The organism is Aerococcus sp. L_32 (genome assembly GCF_050689315.1).
This window is the reverse complement of sequence record NZ_JBOEQF010000433.1, coordinates 1-1,614: the sequence shown is the minus strand read 5'-3', so window position 1 is coordinate 1,614 and position 1,614 is coordinate 1. Positions and strand designations below refer to the sequence as shown.

Here is a 1,614-nt window from a genome sequence, read left to right as displayed (position 1 = left end):
ATGGACCGTGTAGGCAACAAAGCAATTAGCGAAGCCTTAAATATTTCCGCAGCCTCTGTAACTGAAATGATTTCAAAATTACAAGAAGAGGGTTGGGTCACTTACATTCCTTACCAAGGTGTCCAATTAACTGAGGAAGGGACTAAAATGGGTGCTTCTTTAGTACGACGTCACCGTTTATGGGAAATGTTCTTATATGAAAAATTAGGTTACAACTGGGACCAAGTTCATGAGGAAGCTGAACAGTTAGAACATACTGGGACAGAGTTCTTCATTGACCAATTAGATGAATTCTTAGGTAAACCTGTATACTGTCCGCACGGTGGGGCTATTCCTGATAAAGATGGGGTAATGGCTAAAGAGGCTACGATGCCTTTAGCTGATTTAGCGGTTGGTGATAAGTTTAAAATCCAACGTGTAACAGACGATAAAGATTTATTAAATTACCTAGATAAGTTAGATATTAAACTAGATAAAAAATATGCGATTGATGAAATTGAAGCTTTTGACAAATCATTTACGATTTCGCGTAAAGGGGAATCAATTGTATTGAATCCTAAGGCGACTGTGAATATTTTTGTCAACCAAGATTAATCATCACAAGTAACCCAGTGTTTAAAGGGGGTAAGTGTCATGCGCACGATTGGGATATTATCATTTGATGATCCAAAAATTGATGGATCTAGGAAAATATTACATGTCGATATGGATGCTTTCTTCGCCTCTGTTGAACAAAGGGATAATCCTGCTTATCGGGGAAAACCGGTGATCATCGCCCGCCATCCAAAAGAGAATTCGGGTAAGGGTGTTGTATCAACGGCTTCTTATGAAGCGCGTAAATACGGTGTCCACTCAGCCATGTCTGCGGCTGAGGCTTACCGCTTATGTCCGCAAGGGATTTTTGTGTCGGGCAACTATGCCTTATACCGAGAAGTATCAGAACAAGTACGGGGTATTTTCAAGCGGTATACGGATATTATCGAACCCCTTTCTATAGATGAGGCCTTTTTAGATGTGACGGATAATAAGAAGGGGATTCCTTATGCCATGGATGTGGCCAAGGAAATTCAAGAAACCATTTATAAGGAATTGAATTTAACTTGTTCGATTGGGGTTTCTTATAATAAATTCATTGCCAAGTTGGCATCTGACTACCAAAAACCATTTGGTATGACGGTGATTACCCCTAAACGAGCGATTCCCTTTTTGGAGCAATTACCGATTGAAGATTTTTATGGAGTTGGGACAAGGTCAGCTGAAAAAATGCATGAATTAGATATTTATACGGGTGCAGACTTGAAGAAGTTATCCCAAGATGAATGCATTCGATATTTCGGCAAAGCGGGACTAGCCTTGTATGAACGGGTCCGCGGAGTTGACGACCGGCCGGTTAAAGTCACCCGCATCCGTAAATCGATTGGGAAGGAGCGGACCTTTTATCCTTTCCTTTACCATGATAATGAGGTGGAAGAAACCTTGCGTAAGTTAGCCAATTCAGTGTCTGATGCTCTGGGTAAAAGGGACATGCACGGAAAAGTGGTGACCTTGAAGTTTCGGAATGCGGATTTTGAGACGGTTACACGGCAGACGTCGCTTGTTGACGCGATTTCAAAT

The 1,614-nt window shown here is 41.4% G+C and carries 2 protein-coding genes; both read left to right on the top strand.

Translation table 11 applies throughout. The annotated features are described in order from the left end of the window. Positions 1-594, top strand: a 594-nt coding sequence (locus ACRCJ0_RS13680) for a metal-dependent transcriptional regulator (protein WP_431388366.1), incomplete at its 5' end; no start/stop codon positions are given. 39 nt (positions 595-633) lie between these two features. Further along, the coding region (gene dinB / locus ACRCJ0_RS13675) for a DNA polymerase IV (protein ID WP_431390779.1) at positions 634-1,614 on the top strand (981 nt) is incomplete at its 3' end.